The organism is Dactylosporangium maewongense, from assembly GCF_039531485.1.
GTDB lineage: Bacteria > Actinomycetota > Actinomycetes > Mycobacteriales > Micromonosporaceae > Dactylosporangium > Dactylosporangium maewongense.
This window is the reverse complement of record NZ_BAAAQD010000004.1, coordinates 384,100-402,622: the sequence shown is the minus strand read 5'-3', so window position 1 is coordinate 402,622 and position 18,523 is coordinate 384,100. Positions and strand designations below refer to the sequence as shown.

18 protein-coding genes and 1 pseudogene are annotated in these 18,523 nt (G+C 72.4%); 15 read left to right on the top strand and 4 right to left on the bottom strand.

Annotated elements, in window-relative coordinates; genetic code table 11:
* Nucleotides 1–100 precede the first annotated feature (100 nt).
* Nucleotides 101–1,333 carry a hypothetical protein gene (locus tag ABD332_RS13885; protein WP_344502249.1) on the top strand — a complete coding sequence of 411 codons (1,233 nt, stop codon included), beginning with the start codon at nucleotides 101–103 and terminating at the stop codon, nucleotides 1,331–1,333.
* A 70-nt stretch (nucleotides 1,334–1,403) separates the two neighbouring features.
* Here ABD332_RS13885 and ABD332_RS13880 read toward each other — a convergent pair whose 3' ends face one another.
* The 3 genes and pseudogenes from ABD332_RS13880 to ABD332_RS60450 form a co-directional block, all read right to left on the bottom strand.
* On the bottom strand, nucleotides 1,404–1,961 hold the full coding sequence (locus tag ABD332_RS13880; protein WP_344502248.1) for a carboxymuconolactone decarboxylase family protein: 558 nt from the start codon (nucleotides 1,959–1,961) through the stop codon (nucleotides 1,404–1,406).
* 127 nt (nucleotides 1,962–2,088) lie between these two features.
* Nucleotides 2,089–2,541 carry a tetratricopeptide repeat protein gene (locus ABD332_RS13875; protein ID WP_486303841.1) on the bottom strand — a complete coding sequence of 151 codons (453 nt, stop codon included), beginning with the start codon at nucleotides 2,539–2,541 and terminating at the stop codon, nucleotides 2,089–2,091.
* A 39-nt stretch (nucleotides 2,542–2,580) separates the two neighbouring features.
* Nucleotides 2,581–2,733 (bottom strand): annotated as a pseudogene (locus tag ABD332_RS60450) (tetratricopeptide repeat protein); the annotation flags it as partial.
* Between the two features lie 113 nt (nucleotides 2,734–2,846).
* On the opposite strand from ABD332_RS60450, the gene ABD332_RS13870 reads away from it, so the two are divergent.
* The 11 genes from ABD332_RS13870 (at nucleotide 2,847) to ABD332_RS13820 (ending at nucleotide 12,144) form a co-directional block, all read left to right on the top strand.
* Nucleotides 2,847–3,464, top strand: a complete 618-nt coding sequence (locus ABD332_RS13870) for a hypothetical protein (protein WP_344502247.1) — start codon at nucleotides 2,847–2,849, stop codon at nucleotides 3,462–3,464.
* Between the two features lie 254 nt (nucleotides 3,465–3,718).
* Nucleotides 3,719–6,007 (top strand): ATP-dependent Clp protease ATP-binding subunit, encoded by a 2,289-nt coding sequence (locus tag ABD332_RS13865; protein WP_344502245.1) that lies wholly within the window; start codon nucleotides 3,719–3,721, stop codon nucleotides 6,005–6,007.
* 42 nt (nucleotides 6,008–6,049) lie between these two features.
* Entirely contained in the window at nucleotides 6,050–6,676 is a 627-nt protein-coding gene (locus ABD332_RS13860; RefSeq protein WP_344502244.1) for a TetR family transcriptional regulator, read from the top strand.
* Complete coding sequence (locus tag ABD332_RS13855) at nucleotides 6,673–7,035, top strand: DoxX-like family protein (protein ID WP_344502243.1); 363 nt, start codon at nucleotides 6,673–6,675, stop codon at nucleotides 7,033–7,035. The genes ABD332_RS13860 and ABD332_RS13855 overlap by 4 nt, the downstream gene beginning before the upstream one ends.
* 58 nt (nucleotides 7,036–7,093) lie before the next feature.
* Entirely contained in the window at nucleotides 7,094–7,924 is an 831-nt protein-coding gene (locus tag ABD332_RS13850; RefSeq protein ID WP_344502242.1) for a methyltransferase domain-containing protein, read from the top strand.
* Nucleotides 7,921–8,709 (top strand): DUF2071 domain-containing protein, encoded by a 789-nt coding sequence (locus tag ABD332_RS13845; RefSeq protein ID WP_344502241.1) that lies wholly within the window; start codon nucleotides 7,921–7,923, stop codon nucleotides 8,707–8,709. Before ABD332_RS13850 ends, ABD332_RS13845 begins: the two co-directional genes overlap by 4 nt.
* 5 nt (nucleotides 8,710–8,714) lie before the next feature.
* Nucleotides 8,715–9,398 carry a class I SAM-dependent methyltransferase gene (locus ABD332_RS13840; protein WP_344502344.1) on the top strand — a complete coding sequence of 228 codons (684 nt, stop codon included), beginning with the start codon at nucleotides 8,715–8,717 and terminating at the stop codon, nucleotides 9,396–9,398.
* The gene (locus ABD332_RS13835) at nucleotides 9,395–9,853 is read left to right on the top strand and encodes a hypothetical protein (protein ID WP_344502240.1); all 459 of its coding nucleotides are present in this window, start codon (nucleotides 9,395–9,397) and stop codon (nucleotides 9,851–9,853) included. Before ABD332_RS13840 ends, ABD332_RS13835 begins: the two co-directional genes overlap by 4 nt.
* A gap of 47 nt (nucleotides 9,854–9,900) precedes the next feature.
* Nucleotides 9,901–10,665 (top strand): 3-oxoadipate enol-lactonase, encoded by a 765-nt coding sequence (pcaD, locus tag ABD332_RS13830; RefSeq protein ID WP_344502239.1) that lies wholly within the window; start codon nucleotides 9,901–9,903, stop codon nucleotides 10,663–10,665.
* Nucleotides 10,658–11,212, top strand: a complete 555-nt coding sequence (locus ABD332_RS13825; protein WP_344502238.1) for a hypothetical protein — start codon at nucleotides 10,658–10,660, stop codon at nucleotides 11,210–11,212. The genes pcaD and ABD332_RS13825 overlap by 8 nt, the downstream gene beginning before the upstream one ends.
* Nucleotides 11,200–12,144 (top strand): nucleotidyl transferase AbiEii/AbiGii toxin family protein, encoded by a 945-nt coding sequence (locus ABD332_RS13820; RefSeq protein ID WP_344502237.1) that lies wholly within the window; start codon nucleotides 11,200–11,202, stop codon nucleotides 12,142–12,144. The genes ABD332_RS13825 and ABD332_RS13820 overlap by 13 nt, the downstream gene beginning before the upstream one ends.
* On the opposite strand, the gene glgA is transcribed toward ABD332_RS13820, so the two are convergent.
* Nucleotides 12,126–13,310: a glycogen synthase gene (gene glgA, locus ABD332_RS13815; RefSeq protein ID WP_344502236.1), complete on the bottom strand. Its 1,185-nt coding sequence runs from the start codon at nucleotides 13,308–13,310 to the stop codon at nucleotides 12,126–12,128. The two genes, ABD332_RS13820 and glgA, sit on opposite strands and share 19 nt — an antisense overlap.
* Before the next feature lie 61 nt (nucleotides 13,311–13,371).
* On the opposite strand from glgA, the gene glgC reads away from it, so the two are divergent.
* From glgC to treS, 3 genes are read left to right on the top strand one after another with little or no spacing between them, the layout of a single operon-like run.
* A complete protein-coding gene (glgC, locus tag ABD332_RS13810; protein ID WP_344502235.1) occupies nucleotides 13,372–14,607 on the top strand; it encodes a glucose-1-phosphate adenylyltransferase in 1,236 nt (411 codons plus the stop codon).
* A gap of 52 nt (nucleotides 14,608–14,659) precedes the next feature.
* Nucleotides 14,660–16,762, top strand: coding sequence for an alpha-1,4-glucan--maltose-1-phosphate maltosyltransferase (locus ABD332_RS13805; RefSeq protein ID WP_344502234.1), 2,103 nt, complete (start codon nucleotides 14,660–14,662; stop codon nucleotides 16,760–16,762).
* A 21-nt stretch (nucleotides 16,763–16,783) separates the two neighbouring features.
* The gene (treS, locus tag ABD332_RS13800) at nucleotides 16,784–18,517 is read left to right on the top strand and encodes a maltose alpha-D-glucosyltransferase (RefSeq protein WP_344502233.1); all 1,734 of its coding nucleotides are present in this window, start codon (nucleotides 16,784–16,786) and stop codon (nucleotides 18,515–18,517) included.
* The last annotated feature ends 6 nt before the right edge of the window (nucleotides 18,518–18,523 follow it).

Sequence of the window (18,523 nt, the reverse complement as noted above, 5' to 3'; positions counted from 1 at the left end):
CCGAGGCCAAGAGTCTCAGACTCAGCGCGGTGGTGCAGGCTGCCCGGCGGAGGTCCCGCCGTCCGATCGGTGCGAGCGTGGGTCGACGCCGGAGGTCGCCATGCCAGACGAAGAGGACCAGCACCAGCCAGCCCCTGACCCCGCCCAGGACGGCGGCCATCCCAGCGGCGGGCAGCGGGACGGCGGGCAACAGCGCAGCGGCGGAGAGCAGGACCGGCAGCAGCAGGACGGGACCGGGCGGGCGCGGCGGGATCGGAAGCGGCGGCGGGCGATCAGGGCGCATGCGGCCCAGACGGGTGTCGCATATTCGGTGGCCGCGCGGCAGCTCGCGGGGTTCGGCGTCGGCCCGGGCGAGACCCTGGCCAGCCTCGGCAGGACGGTGTATCCGGTCGGCCTGCCCGGCAGGTGGACCGTCATCGCCCGGGAGCTACGCCCCGCCGCCGTGAAGCTCCACGACACGCGGCGGGCGGCACGCCTCGCGGGTGGGCGGGCGGTGCACCTGGTGGAGCGGTTCCCACCCGGCGAGAGCCACGCGGGCCCCTGTTACGCCGGCGACGGCCTCGAAGACCTGCTCGCCATGCTCTACCTGGTGGTGGTGCGGGAGGCCCCGGGGCTCGTGCCCGCCGCCCTGGACCTGGCATGGACCGCCGAGCTCGGCGAGGAGACCGCCGTCGACATGGAGTGCGCCGAGGTGGACCGCGCCGCCCGCCTCGTCCTCGACGACGGGATCGCCGGCCTGTGGGCCAGGGTCGAGGACGCCCTCCGGTCAGGCCAGGCCAACCCCAGCCCCGCCATCCGCCACGACGCCGACCGGCTGTCACTGGTGTGCCGCATGTTCACGATGCCGGTCGAGGGCCCGGACGGCGAGCCGTATGTCCTCCGCGCCCCCTGGACCGGCGCCGCCCAGATCCTCGACGCCCTCCTCGTCATCGCCGACGACGGCCACGCCCCCGGCACCAGGGTCCGCCTCACCCACCCAGCGACCCCGGGTCCCGCCGCGGGCACGACCACCCCCGCCCCACCGGCACCAGGCACGACCACCCAGGCCCGGTCACAACCACGTGAGGTCACCCAGGTTCGACAGCCAGCAGGGAAGGCCGACCAAGGCCGGCCGGAAGCACGTGAGGCCGCCCAGGATCCGCCGGCCGCAGGCGCGCCGCTCCCGGGCCCGCCGGCATCGGGCACGATCATCGGAGCACGCTGGGCCGCCGCAGGACCACCACGCGGCTACGAGATCCGCCTCGACGGCGACCCCGCCACCCACACGATGCGCCCCGAGGACCTGATCGTCCTGCCACGCCAGGAGTCCACCGCCACCGCCCTCCAGGTCTGACCGCCCCAGCACAGGAGGTCCACCCCGGCACGACGCCCAGACACCAGCAGCCAGCACAGCTCCACCACGACTAGCGGATGGTCTCCTGCTGCAGCACACCGAGGTAGCCGTGGGTGACGATGCGCTTCGCACGATCGGTGTAGAAGTCGGGGTCGTCCGGCAGAACGGTGGCCAACCCGTCGACGTACCGGTTGAACATGCAGAACGCGGCCGCGATCAGCACCGTGTCGTGGACTTCGACATCGGTGGCACCCTCGGCCCGGGCGGCGGCCACCAGGTCCTCGGTGACCTCCTTGCCGCCACGTTGGACCGCGCCGGCGACGTCGAGCAACGCACGCATCTTGCTCGACACCGGTGCGCCGTCGGCATCGTCACGTACCTGCTCGACCAGGGCCATGCCATCGGGAAGCTGCGCCGCCGCGTACGCCGCGTGAGCGCAGTAGCAGTACTGGCATTCGTTGAGGCCGGACACATAGGCCGCGATAAGTTCGCGTTCGCCACGGGTCAACGTACCGGGGCCACACAGCAGTGCCTCGACCAGGCCGTTGAGCGGCAGCGCCGTCTCCGGCCTGAACCGGAACAGACCGCGAATCCCGGGTTCGCTGGTGTTGAGCGTGATGTGTGGCATACGCACTCCTTCGCTCCCCCGGTCGACAACCGGGCCTCGTGAGACGGGCTGCCGTCCAGATTGAGTCACGTCCGTCGATATCGTCAACGCCTGGCGTGCGTTGGCCGCCTGCCGCACCACAGCGGATTCACGTTGGCCCTTCTCGCACTGCCATCGACTTCGACTGTTCGGCGGAAGTTGCTGCCGGCGTGGATCCAGCGGCCGGCCGGTCGAGCCGATCCCGCACCCGCTGGGCTTCGGGGGCGTCGAGGTCGCCGTACGCGGCGAGCGCCTGCCGCCAGTGATGAGCGGCCGTGGCCGGGTCGGCGGTGGCTTCGTGGGCGTCGCCGAGACCGGTGTGGGCGCGGGCCTGGCTGAAGGGGCTGCCGATCTCGACCGCCAGCGCGAGCGCGTCGCGGTGGCGGTCGGCCGCTTCGGTGGGGCGGCCCAGCCGGAGGGCGGCCACACCCAGGGCGTTGAGCGCGGACGCTTCGGCGGCACGGTCCCCGGTCTCGCGCAGGATGGTGACTGCGGCGCCCGCGTCGCGGTACGCCGGTTCGTCGTCGCCGGCCTCCTGATGGGCCCGGGCGATGTTGACCAACGCGATCGCCTCGCCGGTGCGGTTGCCGAGCTCGCGGTGGATCGCCAGTGCCTCGCGGAGATGGGCGAGGGCCGCCGCCGGGCTACCGGTCTCGACGCACGCGACGCCGATGTTGCCCAGGACGCGGGCCTGCGTGGCCCGGCTGCCGGTGGCCCGGGCGGCGGCGAGCGCCTCGGCCAGCAGGGCGAGCAGCTCCTCGTAGCGGCAACAACTACCGGCACCTGCTCTTCGCCGCGCCGACCGGCGGCGGCACGGACTTCTCGGAGGTCAACTGCCACGCCGGCGGGGCGATGTGGTACGGCGACATGCTCTACGTGGCCTGCACCGACCGCATCAAGCTGTTCAGCTTCAAGCACATCTTCAGCGCCGACACCTCGGCCGACTGCGCCGCCAGGATCGGCAAGTACGGCGCGAAGTACTGCGCCAGCGGCTACGCGTACATCATGTTGCAGGTCGGTCAGATCGTCGCCAGCGGCCCGGCGATGACGTTCTCCACCATCTCCCTCGACCGGGAGGCGACGCCCGACAAACTGGTCATCGGCGAGTACTCGACCTCGCCGGGCGCCGGGCTGTGGCGGTTCAACCTCGACTCGAGCACCCGCCTGCCGTCGAGCTACTACTACGACGCCTGGAGCATGCCGTTCAGCTCGGTGCAGGGCGTCACGACCCGGGACACGAAGTTCTGGTTCCACAGCAGCGGCGGCGTCATCACGTCCGGTGAGACGATCCAGGACAACTACGGCAAGCTGCGCTTCTGGAACGGCCAGGCGACCTCTGCGGTCAAGGTCTGGACCGGGGCCTACGGCGCCGAGTCCCTCAGCTACTTCGGCGACGACAGCAGCTCACCGGACACCCTCTTCACGCTCAGCGAACACCCGGGCTACCGCGGAGTGATCGCGATCCAGGCGGCCGACTTCGACTGACCGCCGCCGGTCAGGACGGGCCGGTCCTGATGACCGACCCGTCCTGGTCCGGGCCGTTCGCAGCGTGCGGGGTCGGTGGGGCGACGGGGTGCCGGCGGTCGGTTATGGTGGAGGGGGCAGCGCGCCTGCCCGTGCCGCGGATCGACGGAGCCCACGCCTCCGGCGGCGGTCAAGAGGCCCTGACTCAGCGCATCCGAAGGGATGCGGCTGCGTGGGCCCGCCGAACGCCGTGAAGGCGAAGGGCGTGATCGTCGATGTTCGAGCGGTTCACCGACCGGGCCAAACGTGCCGTGGTGTTGGCGCAGGAGGAAGCCCGGGTTCTCAATCACCATGCCATCGGGACCGAGCATCTGCTGCTCGGGCTCATCCAGGAGGGCGACGGCGTCGCGGCGCGGAGCGTCGAGGCGCTCGGGGTGTCGCTCGAGGACGTGCGGCGGCAGGTCGAGGACATGATCGGCCTGGGTGGGCAGGCGCCGGGCGGGCACGTGCCGTTCACGCCGCGGGCGAAGAAGGTCCTGGAGCTGGCGTTGCGGGAGGCGCTCCAGCTCGGGCACAACTTCATCGGGCCCGAGCACCTGCTGCTGGGTCTGGTCCGGGAGGGTGAGGGCGTCGCGGCCCAGGTGCTCGTCCGGCTGGGTGCCGACCTCAACCGGCTGCGGGCGCAGGTCATCCAGCTGCTGGCCGGGCACCCGTCCAGCACGAAGGCGCCGGAGAGCGCGCCGCCGGTGACGGTGCTCGACCAGTTCGGCGTCAACCTGACCGCCGCGGCCCGCGACGGGCAGCTCGACCCGGTCATCGGGCGGGATGCCGAGGTGGAGCGGGTCATCCGGGTCCTGTCGCGGCGCCGGAAGAACAGCCCGGTGCTGACCGGGCCGCCCGGCGTCGGCAAGACCGCCGTCGTCGAGGGGCTGGCCCAGCGGATCGTCGCCGGTGACGTGCCGGCCTCGCTCAAGGACCGGCAGCTGTACACGCTCGACCTGGGGGCGCTGGTCGCCGGCTCCCGATACCGCGGCGACTTCGAGGAACGGCTGAAGAAGGTCACCAGGGAGGTCCGCACCAGAGGCGACATCATCCTGTTCATCGACGAGATCCACAACCTGGTCGGCGCGGGCGCGGCCGAGGGTGCCATCGACGCCGCGTCGCTGCTCAAGCCGTTGCTGGCGCGCGGGGAGCTGCGGACGATCGGGGCGACCACCGACGAGGAGTACCGGAGGTTCATCGCCAAGGACGGCGCGCTGGACCGGCGGTTCCACCCGGTGGCGGTGCCGGAGCCGACCGCCGAGGACACCGTGCTGATCCTGCGCGGCCTGCGCGACCGGTACGCGGAGCACCACGGCGTCACGTACACCGACGCGGCGCTGCGGGCGGCGGCGCTGCTCGCCGACCGGTACATCACCGACCGCCGCCTCCCGGACAAGGCGATCGACCTGATCGACGAGGCCGGGGCCGCGAACAAGACCGGGGCCGGAGCCGCGAACAAGACCGGGGCAGGGGCCGCGAACAAGGCCGGAACGCCGCAACTGCAGCAGGTCGACGCGGACGAGATCGCGGCCGTGGTGGCGGCGTGGACCGGCATCCCGGTGCAGCGGCTCACCGAGCAGGAGAGCGCCAGGCTGCTGCGGATGGAGCAGACGCTGCACGAGGAGCTCGTCGGCCAGGAGGCGGCGGTCGCCGCCGTGTCGCGGGCGATCCGCCGGACCAGGGCCGGCCTGCAGGACCCGCGCCGGCCCGCCGGGTCGTTCATCTTCGCCGGCCCGTCCGGCGTCGGGAAGTCGTCGCTGGCCAAGGCCCTCGCGGGGTTCCTGTTCGGCGCCCGGGACGCGCTGATCCAGCTGGACATGTCGGAGTTCCACGACCGGGCGACGGTGGCGCGGCTGGTCGGCGCGCCGCCCGGCTACGTCGGCTACGACGACGGCGGGCAGCTCACCGAGCAGGTCCGGCGGCGGCCGTTCTCGGTCGTGCTGTTCGACGAGGTGGAGAAGGCGCACCCGGACGTGTTCCACACGCTGCTGCAGATCCTGGAGGACGGCCGGCTCACCGACGGCCAGGGTCGCGTCGTCGACTTCAAGCACACGGTGCTCATCCTCACGACCAACCTGGGCACCCGCGACCTGACCCGGCCGGCCGGCTTCCACGACGGGCCGCTGCCCATGTACGACAGGGTCGGCGACGAGCTGCGCAAGCACTTCCGGCCGGAGTTCCTGAACCGCATCGACGAGACCGTCGTCTTCCATCCGCTGGGTCCCGCGGAGGTCGAAGGCATCGTCGACCTGCTCGTGCTGGACGTGGCGGCGCGGCTCGCCCTCCAGGACATCGGGCTGGCGGTGACGCCGCGGGCCCGCGCGCACCTGGCGGCGCGCGGCCACGACCCGGTGCTCGGCGCCCGGCCGCTGCGGCGCACCGTGCAGCGGGCGGTCGAGGACCCTCTGTCGGAGCGGATCCTGCTCGGCGCGCTGCGCCCCGGCGACACGGTCACGATCGACCACGGTGAGGACGGTCTCACGTTCGTCACTTCCCGGGAGCTTGAGCGAATGCTTAAATAGCCCCGACGGCTTGAGCGAGTGCTCAACTGAATGGGGTGCGTGGTGGCGGACACGAAGGAGCGCCTGGTCGACGGGGCGATCAAGGTCCTCGGCAGCGACGGCCTCGCGGGCGCGTCGGCGCGGACGATCGCCGCGGCGGCCGGCGTCAACCAGGCGCTCGTCTTCTACCACTTCGGGACCGTCGACCAGCTGCTCTCGGTCGCCTGCCGGCAGGCGACCGAGAGCCGGGTCGCGCTCTACCGGGAGCGGTTCGCGGCCGTGTCGAGCATCGGCGAGCTCCTCGACGTCGGCCGGCAGCTGCAGCAGATCGAGCGGGCCGAGGGCAACGTCGCGATCCTCGCGCAGATGCTCGCCGGCGCCCAGACCGACGAGCGCCTCGCACCGGCCGTCGCTGCCTGCCTGAAGCTGTGGATCGCCGAGATCGAGCCGGTGCTGCACCGGGTCACCGCCGCCTCCCCCGTCGCCGACCTCGTCGACGTGCCGGGGCTGGCCAGGGTGGTCGCGTCGACGTTCATCGGCCTGGAGCTCCTCACCGGCGTCGACCCGGACGGGGCGGCCGCCGCCGTCGCCGCGCTGGAGCGCCTGGGCGTCCTCGTCGAGGTCGTCGACGGCCTCGGCCCCGTCGCCCGCCGCGCCCTGCAGGCGAAGCTCCGCAAGGCCGCCCGGTGAAGGCGAAGCACGCCGCGCGGGCCGCGGTGGCGGCGGTGTGGCTGTATGAGGGCCTGTGGTGCAAGCTCCTGCACGGCGATCCCGACCAGGAGAAGATCGTCGCGGCGGCGCCGCTGCTCGGGCCCGCCGCCCTGACGGGGATCGGCCTCGCGGAGGTCGCCCTCGCGGCCTGGGTCCTCACCGGACGGTGGCCGCGGGCCGCGGCGGTGACGCAGACGGTGCTGCTGGTCGCGTTCAACGCCGGCGGCCTGCTCTTCGCCCGGGACCACATCACCGACGCCGGCCGGATGCTCACCGCGAACGCCGCGCTCCTCGCCCTCGCCTGGCTCCTCGCGGCACCGGCGACCGCAGATGCGTAACCCGTGGCAGCGGGGCCGGCTCACCGTCGGCAGGCGCCCCCAGGTGATGTTCGGCCGCATGTACGAAGACCCCGCCGCCGAGCTGAGCGTGTTCCCACCGGCGGGGCGGGTCCTCGCCATCGCCTCCGCCGGCGACACCGCGGCCGCCCTCGCCCGGGCCGGGCACCGGGTCACGGCCGTCGACATCAGCGCCACCCAGCTGGCCTACGCGCGGACCAGGCTCGCCGGCGGCCCCACGGTCACCGGCACCGCCGAACGCCTCCAGGCCGTCGCCCGCCGCGCCGCGGGCCTGGTCGTCCCCGGCTGGCGCCCCGCCGCGATGACGGAGTTCCTGCGCCTGGCCGACCTCGAGGCGCAGCGCGCGCACTGGCGGGAGCGACTGGACCGGCCCGCACTCAGGGCGCTGATGCGGCTCGCGTTCGCCTCCGCGGGACTCGTCCGGCGGGACCTGTGGCGCGCCCTGCCACCCCGGATGGACCGGGTCCTGCGCCGCCGCCTCGAGCAGGGCCTGACCGGCCACCCGAACGCCACCAACCCGTGGGCCTGGCGCCTCCTCCTGGGCCGCGAGTGCCCCGCCACACCACCCGGACCGGCGGCCGGCGACATCGAGGGCGGCATCGAGTGGGTGCACGCCGACGTCGTCGAGCACCTCCGGTCGGTGCCGCCCAGCTGGTACGACGCCGCCACCCTCTCCAACGTCCTCGACGGCCGGCCGCCCGCGTTCGCCGCCGAGCTCGCCGCGGCGCTGCGGCACGGGGTCCGGCCCGGCGGCCCGGTCGTGCTGCGGACGTTCCGCGACACGCCCCCGCTGCCCGGCGACCCGCTGCCCGACCGGTCCCTGCTCTGGGGCGCCGTCGTCCGCCTCCACCCCCTCACCGCCGGAGCATGACCATGCTGCAGGCCCTGCGACGGCACCCCCTGCCGATGCGCACCCGCTTCGGGCACTCGCTCGTCCTCACGTACGCGCTGCCGGCCCCGGTCCTGGCGCCGCTGCTGCCGCCCGGCCTGACCCTCGACACGTACGAGGGCCCGCACGGCAGCCACGGCTTCGTCGCGATCGGCATCGTGTCCACGCAGGGGCTGCGGCCAGCGCCGTTGCCCGCGGCGCTCGGCATCGACGCCGTGCTCACCGGCTACCGGATCTTCACCAGGTTCCCGACGCCGGCCGGGAGGACCATGCGCGGCCTGTACATCCTGCGCAGCGACACGGGCCGGCCCGCCCTCGCCCGCGCCGGGAACCTGCTCACCCGGTACCGCTACCACGTCGGCACGGTCGGGCTCACCGTCGACGGCGACCTGCTCACCGCCACGGTCGACAGCCGGGACGGCGGCGCCGACCTCACCGTCACCGCCGACCTCGCACCGGCACGGGACGGCACGCCCGCGCCGCTGCCGGCGGGCTCCCCGTTCGCCGACGCGACCGCCGCCCGCAGGTTCGCCGGGCCGCTGCCGTACACCTTCGACGCCGAGGACGGCGGGATCGTCGTGGTGAAGGCGCACCGCAGCACCTGGACGCCGGTGCCGGTCGCGGTCCGCGTCACCCGGTGCACGTTCCTGGAGCGCGGCCCGTTCGAAGGGACGGCGCCGGTCCTGGCGCAGGCGTTCCACGTCGCCGGGCTCGACTACGGCTGGCACCGCGGGGTCCGCCGCGCCCTCGACGGGAGCGTCCGGTGATCCACATGGTCCGCTTCAACTGGCCGAAGTACCTGGTCGCGGCGGTGCTGCTGGTCGCCGCCGCGGCGCTGCCGTGGCCGTGGCGGCTCCTGGCGGTGCCGGGCGCGGCCGGGGTCGCGGTGAGCCTCGCCGCCACCTGGTGGGTGTATGACCGCAGCCGCCTGTACGAGTGGCGCTGGGCGCTGGACCTGGTGCCGCCGCCGCGCCGGTACGCGGTGATCAGCACCGGCCTCGACGAGATCAGCCCCGCGCTGCGCGGCCTGCTGCCGGACGCCGAGCCGACGGTGCTCGACTGCTTCGACCCGGTGATCATGACCGAGGGCTCGGTCCGGCGGGCCAGGCGGCTGCACCCGCCGCCGGCCGGCGCGGTCCCGGCCGGGGTGACCGCGCTGCCGGTGGCCGACGGCGGACAGGACGCCGTGTTCCTCGCGTTCGCGGCGCACGAGCTGCGGGTCCCGGCGCAGCGGGCGGCGCTGTTCGCCGAGGTCGCCCGCGCCCTGCGCCCCGGCGGGCACCTGGTGCTCGTCGAGCACTGCCGCGGCGCGGCGACCGTCGCCGCGTACGGGCCGGGCGCCTGGCACTTCTACCCCCGCCGGGAGTGGCTCGGGCTGGCCCGCGGCGCCCGGCTCACCCTCGCGGGCGAGACGACGATGACGCCCCTGGTGCGGGCGCTGGTGTTCCGGCGGTGACCACCATCGACATGACGGCGGTGGCCGCCCTCGACGCGACGGCGGTGAGCCCCGTCGAGGTGCAGCTGCGGCTGGTCGGGGCGGTCCTCGTCGCCCTCGGCGTCGCGCACGTGGCGCTGCCCCGTGTCCTGGCGTGGCGGCCGCAGTTCGCGGCGCTGCACCCGCTGACCCGGCACGTGCTGTACACCCACACCTTCTTCATCGGGGTGATGTGCGTGCTGCTCGGTCTCGCCCCGCTGCTGCTCGCCGCCGACCTCCTGCGGCCCGGGCGGGTCCCGGCGGCCGTGCTCGGCGCCGAGTGCGTGTTCTGGGGGCTGCGGTGGGCGGCGCAGTTCGTCGCGTTCCCGCCCGGGACCTGGCGCGGGTCGCGGCTGCACCGGGCCGGGTACGCCGGGTTCACCGTACTTTGGACGTGGATCGTGGCCGTGTTCGCAGCGGCATTGTTCACACGCTAGGACCTCGGCGCGGGGCCGCCGGGTGGGTGGCGTGGTACAACGACGCGGTGACGGCAACGACGCTGTTCCAGCGCACCAGTGGACCCCCCGGCGCGCCGGTCCTGCTGCTCGGCGGCTCGCTCGGCAGCAACCTCGACATGTGGCGCCCCCAGCTGCCCGCCCTCACGGACCTGCGGGTGGTGCGCTTCGACCATCGCGGGCACGGCGCCTCGCCCGCCCCGCCGGGGCCGTACCGGATCGAGGACCTGGGCCGTGACGTCCTGGCCCTGCTCGACCGGCTCGGCATCGCCAGGGCGTCCTACTGCGGGCTCTCGCTGGGCGGGATGGTCGGCATGTGGCTCGCCGCCAACGCGCCCGAGCGGATCGAGCGGCTCGTGCTGATCTGCACGGCCGCGCACCTGCCGCCCGCGGACGGCTGGGCGGTGCGCGCGGAGCAGGTCCGCACCGTGGGCATGGGCAGCATCGCCGACGCGGTCCTCGGCCGCTGGTTCACGCCCAGGTTCCGGGCGGCGCTGCCGGCGAAGGTCGCGCCCTACCGGGCGATGATCGCGGCGTGCCCGGCGGAGGGGTACGCCGGCTGCTGCGAGGCGATCGGCGCCATGGACCTGCGCGACGACCTGCCGCGGATCACCGCGCCGACGCTGGTCATCGCCGGCGCCGACGACCCGGCGACCCCGCCGGAGCACGGCGAGCGCATCCACGCCGGGATCGCCGGCAGCCGCCTGGTGGTCCTGCCGGGCGCGGCCCACCTGGCCAACGTGGAGCAGGCCGACGCGATCGCCCAGCTCGTCAGGGACCACGTGGGTGGGTGACTACGAGACCCACGTGACCGTCGACTTCGACCCGCGCCTCGCGGCGTGGGCGTCGGCCGCCGGCCTCAAGTACACGAGGATCCGGCTCGACCGGGGCGGCCACGCCGACCAGCCGATGCTGACCGGCCGTGGCCGCGGCGACCTGGCGGGGCAGCGCGCGGCGGCCGGCGCCCTGGTGGAGCGGCTGCGCGGGGACGGGTTCACGGTGCGCCGGGTCAAGATCGAGGCCCCGCCCTGGCACCCGGTGGTGCCGGCGGGCTACTTCGAGCACCACGTGAAGCTGGTCCTGACCGCCGCGGACATCGACGCGGCACGGTCGGTGGCCGTGCGGCACGGCGCCCACCTGTCCCGCAACGCGCGCCGGACCCGCGACGACGGCCGCCACGAGCGGTTCGTGACCCAGCGCTGCCACGACGTGGACCGCGCCGGGGCCCGGCGGCGCCTCGACGCGCTGCTGGCCGAGCTGCCGTTCGTGCCGGTGGAGGTCGAGGAGGAGTACGTGCTGGTCGACGACAACCCGGGGCTGGACGCCGGATGGATCCAGTGACCGCGCACCGGGACGTGCTCGACCACGTCCTCGCCGTCGTCGCCGCCGACCCCGCCGGCGAGTCGCTGGTCCTGCGGGGCAGCATGACGATGCCGGCCTGGGTCGGCGCCCGGGCCCGCCCGCCCGGCGACCTCGACTGGGTCGTCCGCCCCGTGCTGGTCACGGGCCTGGACAGCCGCCACCCGCACCCGTGGGTGGACCGGGTCGACCCGGTGCAGTACTGGCCCGAGGCGACGCAGGGCGCCGGCCGGGCGCAGCCGTCGGCGTTCCTGGACGAGGACACCGGCGGGGTGCGGGCGCTGCTGCCGCCGGACGGCCTGCGCTGGATGCACGCGGAGGAGATCGACCCCGACGACCAGCCACACCTGAAGGTGATGGAGGCGCTCGAGCGGCACCCACGGACGCCGGGCGGCGCGGTCCTGGACATCGCGAACGCCGCACCCGACCGGGACTGGGACTACGCCGGCTACCGCCTCGACTACGGCGGCTCGGCCGGCGCCCGCGTCCACGTCCCGTGGCGGTCCGGCGACGAGGAAGGCACCGTCCAGCTGGACTTCGCCTACGACGAGGCGCTGCCGGAGCCGCCCGTGCTGACCGTCGTGCCCTGCGGCGCGGGCCGGCCGCCGACGGCGGTGTGGACGGCGAGCCGGGCGCTGTCGCTGCTGTGGAAGCTGCAGTGGCTCGCCGAGGACCTGACCCGGGAGGGCGCCGCCCACGGCAAGGACGTCTACGACGCCGTCCTGCTCGGCGAGCTCGACGGCGTCACCCTCTCGCCGCGCCTGCACCGCCTCCTGCCGGCCCTGGACCCGGACGCCGTCCGCGTCATGCGGGTCGACTGGACCAGCTGGCCCGTCCACGACCCGGAGAGCTGGCTGGACCGCCTCGCGTGGGCGGTCCAGCACCACGTGGCGGGCTACGACACGGACCGGTAGACGTCCAGGGTCTGTTGGGCGATCGCCGACCAGGAGAAGTGGTCCAGGGCCCGCTGCCGTCCGGCACGGCCGAACTCGGCGGCCCGGGCCGGCTCCTCCAGCAGCTCGTTCATCGCGTCGGCGAGGTCCGCGACGAAGCGGTCCTCGTCCAGCGGCGTGCCGGACCCGTCGGTGACCTGCTCGATCGGCACGAGCAGGCCGGTCTCGCGGTCCGCGACGACCTCGGGGATGCCGCCGGTGGCGGTCGCGACGACCGCGGTCTGGCAGGCCATCGCCTCGAGGTTGACGATACCCATCGGCTCGTAGATCGACGGGCAGACGAACAGGGTGGCGTGGGTGAGGACCTGGATGACCTCCCGCTTCGGCAGCATCTCCTGCACCCAGACGACGCCGGAGCGGGTGGCACGCAGCTCATCGGCGAGCGCGGTCACCTCCGCCGCGATCTCCGGCGTGTCGGGGGCGCCGGCGAGCAGCACCAGCTGCACGTCGGCGGGGAGCCGCCGGGCCGCCCGCAGCAGGTAGGGCAGGCCCTTCTGCCGGGTGATCCGGCCGACGTACACGACGCTGGGCCGCTGCGGGTCGATGCCGAGCCGGGTGACGACGTCCAGGCCGGGGTCCGGCGCGTACTGCTCGGTGTCGATGCCGTTGTAGATGACGTGGACCCGGTCGGGGTCGACCCTCGGATAGGCCCGGAGCACGTCGGCCTTCATCCCGGCGGACACCGCGATCACGGCGTCGGCGGCCTCGACCGCGGTGCGCTCACACCAGGATGAGAGCGCGTAGCCGCCGCCGAGCTGGTCGGCCTTCCACGGGCGCAGCGGCTCGAGGCTGTGGCTGGTGATGACGTGCGGGACGCCGTGCAGCAGCTTGGCGGTGTGCCCGGCGAAGTTGGCGTACCAGGTGTGGCTGTGCACCAGGTCGGTGCCTGCCGCGCCGGCGGCCATCTCCAGGTCCACCCCCATGGTCCGCAGGGCGGCGTTCGCCCCCTGCAGCCCTGGCGGGTCCGGGTAGCCGACCACGCCCGCTTCCGAGCGGGGCGCGCCGAAGCAGTGCACCCGCACGTCCAGTGGCAGCCGGCGCAGTTCCCGCGCCAGGTACTCCAGATGAACGCCGGCACCACCGTAAACGTCCGGGGGGTACTCTCGAGTCAGTAGGTCTACGCGCACGTTGGAAAGACTAATTGGGTTCGTCTGGCGCAACACGCCGGACACGTTTAGCGTCTCGACCATGGCCGCCAAAAAAGTCCTCGCGATCGTCCTCGCCGGCGGCGAGGGCAAGCGATTGATGCCCTTGACCGCTGATCGGGCGAAGCCGGCGGTGCCGTTCGGCGGCATCTACCGGTTGATCGACTTCGTCCTGTCGAACCTGGCCAACGGCGGCTATCTGAAGATGGTCGTGCTGACCCAGTACAAGTCGCACTCGCTGGACCGCCACGTGACGAAGACCTGGCGCATGTCGACCCTGCTCGGCAACTACGTGACGCCGGTGCCTGCGCAGCAGCGGCTCGGGCCGCGCTGGTTCGCCGGGTCCGCGGACGCGATCTACCAGAGCCTGAACCTCATCAACGACGAGCGTCCCGACTACGTCATCGTGTTCGGCGCGGACCACATCTACCGGATGGACCCGGAGCAGATGATGCGCCAGCACATCGAGTCGGGCGCGGCGGTGACGGTCGCCGGGATCCGGCAGCCGCTGTCCACCGCCGACCAGTTCGGCGTGATCGAGGTCGCCGACGACGGGCGGCGGATCTCCGCCTTCCGGGAGAAGCCCCGCGACGCCCGGGGCCTGCCGGACGCGCCGGACGAGATCTTCGCGTCGATGGGCAACTACATCTTCACCACCGGGGCGCTGATCGACGCGGTCACCCGCGACGCGCAGGACCCGTCCAGCAAGCACGACATGGGCGGCAACATCATCCCGTACTTCGTCGACAAGCATGAGGCGGCCGTCTACGACTTCAGCAACAACGTCGTGCCGGGCAGCTCGGACCGCGACCGCGGCTACTGGCGCGACGTCGGGACCCTGGACTCGTTCTACGAGGCCAACATGGACCTCATCGCCGTGCAGCCGGTGTTCAACCTGTACAACTTCGAGTGGCCGATCTACACCGGCAACAGCCCGTGGCCGCCGGCGAAGTTCGTGCACGGCTGGGGTGAGCGGGTCGGCCGGGCGGTCGGGTCGATGATCTCCCCCGGCGCGGTGATCTCCGGCGCCCTGGTGGAGAACTCGGTGGTGTCGCCCAACGTGAAGGTCCACTCGTGGGCGCACGTGGAGGGCTCGGTGCTGATGGAGGGCGTCGACATCGGCCGGCACTCCGTGATCCGCAACGCCATCATCGACAAGAACGTCATCGTGCCGGAGGGCACCGAGATCGGTGTCGACCTGGAGAAGGACCGGACCCGCTACACCGTCTCCGAGGGCGGGATCGTGGTCATCGGCAAGGGTCAACGCATCATGCCGTAGGAAGACGACGCTAACGCTGCCAACCCCGCGCGGATTCGATACGGTGAGGATCATGGGTACCCCGACACCCGAAGCACCTGCCATCGCCCGGACCGACACCGAGACCGCGCTCGCCTCCGAGGATCCCGTGGTGGTGCCAGACGCGCCCGCGGGAACATGGCAGGCCGCCACCGGTCCGAGTGTCGTGACCGCGGACCGGTTCCCCATCGAGCAGGTCACCCCACAGGTCGAGGGCGGCCGGTTCCCGGCGAAGGCCGTCGTCGGCGAGCTCGTCCCGGTGACGGCCGTCTCCTACCGTGAGGGCCACTCGATGATGGGCTGCAACGTGGTCCTCATCGGCCCCGACGGCAAGGAGGGCCCGTTCACCCGCATGGGTCCGGGCCCGGTCGGCACCGACACGTGGCTCGGCACGGTGCGCCCCGACGCGGTCGGCGCGTGGACGTTCGCGGTCGAGGCCTTCTCCGACCCGTACCTGACCTGGCACGACGCCGTCACGAAGAAGATCGGTGCCGGGCAGGGCCTGCAGGACCTCGGCAACGACCTGGCCGAGGGCGCGGCGCTGCTCAACCAGGCCGCGACCGGCGTCCCGGTGGCGGAGCGCTCCCGGGTCACCGGCGCCGCGCAGGCCCTCGCCGACACGACGATCCCGCTGTTCGCCAGGGTGTCCCCGGCGCTGGGCCTCACCGACGTGCTGTGGCGTCATCCGCTGCGCCAGCAGGTGACCCGCTCCAAGGAGCTGCCCCTGTGGTGCGACCGGAAGCGGGCGCTGTTCTCCGCCTGGTACGAGTTCTTCCCCCGCTCCCAGGGCGCACTCGTCGACGAGCACGGCAAGCCGATCAAGCACGGCACGTTCGCGTCCGCGACCCCGCGCCTGGCCGAGGTCGCCGAGCTCGGGTTCGACGTGGTGTACCTGCCGCCGATCCACCCGATCGGCCGGGTCAACCGTAAGGGGCCGAACAACACCCTGGTCGCCGGGCCGCAGGACGTCGGCTCGCCGTGGGCGATCGGCGCCGAGGAGGGCGGGCACGACGCGATCCACCCGGACCTCGGCACCCTGCAGGACTTCCGGGCGTTCATCGCCGCGGCCGGCGACGCCGGCGTCGAGATCGCGATGGACCTGGCGCTGCAGTGCGCGCCGGACCACCCGTGGGTCACCGAGCACCCCGAGTGGTTCACCACCCGCGCCGACGGTTCGATCGCCTACGCGGAGAACCCGCCGAAGAAGTACCAGGACATCTACCCGCTGAACTTCGACAACGACCCGCAGGGCATCCGCGACGAGATCCTGCGCATCGTGCTGCACTGGGTCGAGCAGGGCATCAAGATCTTCCGGGTCGACAACCCGCACACCAAGCCCGTCGGGTTCTGGCACTGGATCATCAACGAGGTGAAGTCGGTCGACCCCGACGTGCTGTTCCTGGCGGAGGCGTTCACGCGGCCCGCGATGATGCACGGCCTGGGCAAGATCGGGTTCACCCAGTCCTACACGTACTTCACCTGGCGCGTGCAGGCGTGGGAGCTGCGTGAATACGTACAGGAGCTGATCGCCGCCGCCGACTACATGCGGCCCAACTTCTGGCCCAACACGCCGGACATCCTGCCCGAGCACCTGCAGCACGGCGGCCCGCCGATGTTCAAGATCCGGGCGGTCCTGGCCAGCATGCTGAGCCCCTCGTGGGGGATGTACTCGGGCTACGAGCTCTACGAGCACCTGCACCGTCCGGGCTCCGAGGAGTACCTGGACAACGAGAAGTTCCAGCTGCGCCCCAGGGACTGGGCCGCCGCCGAGGCCGTCGGGGAGTCCCTGGCGCCGTACCTGCGCCGGCTCAACCTCGTGCGCCGGGACAACCCCGCACTGCACTGGCTGCGCAACACCGTCTTCCACGGCATTGACAACGAACAATTGCTGTGCTTCTCAAAACGGGACCCTGACAGCGAAAACGCCGTGCTCGTCGTGGTCTCGCTGGATTCGCACATCGTCCAGTGGGGTAACACCACCCTGGACATGCCCGCGCTCGGTCTCGACTGGCACGAGCGGTTCACGGTGCGCGACGAGCTCAGCGGTGCGACCTTCGACTGGGGACAACACAACGCGGTCCGACTCGACCCCCTGTACGAGCCGGCACACGTGTTCACGGTGCATCGTCACCGGTGACAGCACAAGGTAGGTGGCAGCATGACGGATCCGGTCGAGGGCACCCACGTCGTCGCGGACGGCACGGTCGAACACCCCTCAGCCAGTGACTTCGGCAACGCGAGAATCCTGCCGGCGGACGAGACCTGGTATCAGCGCGCGGTGTTCTACGAAGTGCTCGTCCGCGCGTTCGCCGACTCGAACGCCGACGGGTCCGGGGACATCCAGGGACTGATCGGCCAGCTCGACTATCTGCAGTGGCTCGGCGTCGACTGTCTCTGGCTCCCGCCGTTCTACGACTCGCCGCTGCGCGACGGCGGCTACGACATCCGCGACTTCTACAAGGTGCTGCCGGACTTCGGCACGGTCGAGGACTTCGTCGAGCTGCTCGACGCGGCCCACAAGCGCGGCATCCGGGTCATCACCGACCTGGTCATGAACCACACCTCGGACTCGCACCTGTGGTTCCAGGAGTCGCGGCGCGACCCGACCGGGCCCTACGGCGACTACTACGTCTGGAGCGACGACAACACCGCCTACTCCGACGCGCGGATCATCTTCGTGGACACCGAGGAGTCCAACTGGACGTTCGACCCGGTGCGGCGGCAGTTCTACTGGCACCGGTTCTTCCACCACCAGCCGGACCTCAACTACGAGAACCCCGAGGTCCAGCGGGAGATGCTCGACGTGCTGCGGTTCTGGCTCGGGCTGGGCATCGACGGCTTCCGCCTCGACGCGGTGCCCTACCTGTTCGAGGACGAGGGCACCAACTGCGAGAACCTGCCGGCGACGCACGAGTTCCTCCGCCGCTGCCGCAAGGTCATCGACGACGAGTTCCCCGGCCGGGTCCTGCTCGCCGAGGCCAACCAGTGGCCGGCCGACGTCGTGCAGTACTTCGGCGACGGCGACGAGTGCCACATGGCGTTCCACTTCCCGTTGATGCCGCGCATCTTCATGGCGGTCCGGCGCGAGTCGCGCTTCCCCATCTCGGAGATCCTCGCGCACACCCCGCCGATCCCGGCGAACTGCCAGTGGGGCATCTTCCTGCGCAACCACGACGAGCTGACCCTGGAGATGGTCACCGACGAGGAGCGCGACTACATGTACGCGGAGTACGCCAAGGACCCGCGGATGCGCGCCAACGTCGGGATCCGGCGGCGCCTCGCGCCGCTGCTGGAGAACGACCGCAACCAGATCGAGCTGTTCACCGCGCTGCTGCTGTCGCTGCCCGGGTCGCCGGTCCTGTACTACGGCGACGAGATCGGCATGGGCGACAACATCTGGCTCGGCGACCGCGACGGCGTGCGCACCCCGATGCAGTGGACCCCGGACCGCAACGCCGGCTTCTCGCAGGCGAACCCGGGCCGGCTGTACCTGCCGGCGATCCAGGACCACGTGTACGGCTACCAGTCGATCAACGTCGAGGCCCAGAAGGAGAGCTCGACGTCGGTGCTGAACTGGACCCGCACCATGCTGCAGGTCCGACGGCGGCACGAGGCCTTCGCGGTCGGTGTGTTCCGGGAGCTCGGCGGGTCCAACCCCTCGATCCTCGCGTTCGTGCGCGTGCACGAGGAGGACGTGGTCCTGTGCGTCAACAACCTGTCGCGCTTCCCCCAGCCGATCGAGCTCAACCTGCAACAGTGGGCCGGGTACACCCCGATCGAGCTCACCGGACACGTCCAGTTCCCGAACATCGGCCAACTGCCGTACCTGCTGACGTTGCCGGGCCATGGCTTCTACTGGTTCCAGCTCGTCGCGCCGGCCGAGCAGAGCTGAGGAGAG